At 59.2% G+C, this 1433-nt stretch carries 1 protein-coding gene and 1 pseudogene; both read left to right on the forward strand.

Going from position 1 to position 1433, the window contains the following annotated elements:
- Positions 1–231 precede the first annotated feature (231 nt).
- Positions 232–552: an IS3 family transposase gene (locus tag J5X07_RS12720; protein WP_279596232.1), complete on the forward strand. Its 321-nt coding sequence runs from the start codon at positions 232–234 to the stop codon at positions 550–552.
- Between the two features lie 62 nt (positions 553–614).
- Positions 615–1061, forward strand: a pseudogene (locus J5X07_RS12725) (IS3 family transposase); the annotation flags it as partial.
- Positions 1062–1433: the final 372 nt, after the last annotated feature.

Genomic DNA, 1433 nt, shown 5'->3' on the forward strand with positions numbered 1-1433 from the left:
TAACCAAGCAGTACCCCTACCTCATGGCGCACTGGGCCTGGGTCCACTCCTTTTGGTGACCAGGAATGACAAGAGCCGTGTAACGGGAGACTGTTACGCACGGTTCCGTGGGAGCCCGGGGGTGAGACTCCCCCGGGCCACCCGACCGACGGCCTTCTTCGCGAAGGAACAGCAGTGACCCGGAGGTACGCTCTCATCAATCGCGAAGAAGGCAACTACCCCGTCTCATCGATGTGCCGCTGGGCGAGGGTATCACGCTCGGGATACTACTCCTGGAGGGATAGACCACAGTCACGCAGGGATATCAGGAGGCAGGAACTGGCTGCCATGATCGAGACCGAGTTCAAGGCCTCCGATGGAACCTACGGCTACCGCCGTATCACCGCCCGGCTGGGGCGCCGGGGAGTGAGCACCTCACGCGATACCGTGCGCGGCCTCATGCGGCGGGCCGGCCTGGTGGCCACCTGTCCGCGCCGAAAGGTCCTTACCACCACCCCGGCCGCCGGCCTGGGAGTCAGACCCGACCTGGTGGAGCGCGACTACCGCCGCTAAGACACCGGGAAGGAAATGGGTGGGAGACATCACCCTGTATCCGCACCTGAGAGGGATTCGTCTACCTGGCCACCGTCCTGGACTGCGCCACAAAGAAAGTCGTTGGCTATGCGATGGCTGATCACATGAGAACCTCCCTGGTATGCGAGGCCATCGATATGGCCGTGCGCAACTGCCCTACCATCCGAGGTAAGACGATCTTCCACTCCGACCGGGGCTCTCAATACACCTCCGAGCAGTTCTCGGCACATCTGAACAGGTATGGCATCCGGGCCTCGGTAGGGCGGACCGGGGTGTGCTGGGATAACGCCTGGGCAGAGTCCTTCAATGCCACACTCAAGAACGAGAGGGCCAACCGCATGGTCTACCCCACACGCAAGAAAACCGTGAACGATATTGCCTCATGGATCGAGCTGACCTACAATCACACCCGCCTACACTCAGCCCTGGGATACCGCACACCCAACGAGGTCGAACGCCAACTCCTGGGACACCAGAAAGCAGCCTGACCCACACAACAACCACAGTCCGAAAAACACCCATCACTCCAGATTCTTCTCGCTGTCAGTCTCCCGCACTAGACGATTCATGGCGAGAATGACTTGCTCAGCGTTCTGGTTGCCCTCGATGGGGTAGATCTTCATCTTCTTAGTTGTCAAAGACAGGGCACCGATGAAGGTTATTCAGGGGTGTTTACTGGGGGTAGGTGTTCGGCGTGTTAGATGGGTGACGGCTCGTTGGTCTGAGAGAATCAGATTGCATAACGAAAACCTCTCAGGAACGAGCCGTCATGAGCAAGGGTATCACAGGCCTGGACAGGGCGCAGTTGAACCGTCTGGTGGAATTAGTAGTAAGGGATGAGGGGATCACTGGGGTGCCAA

The organism is Actinomyces bowdenii (assembly GCF_017592395.1).
In the GTDB taxonomy this organism is placed as follows: Bacteria; Actinomycetota; Actinomycetes; order Actinomycetales; family Actinomycetaceae; genus Actinomyces; species Actinomyces bowdenii.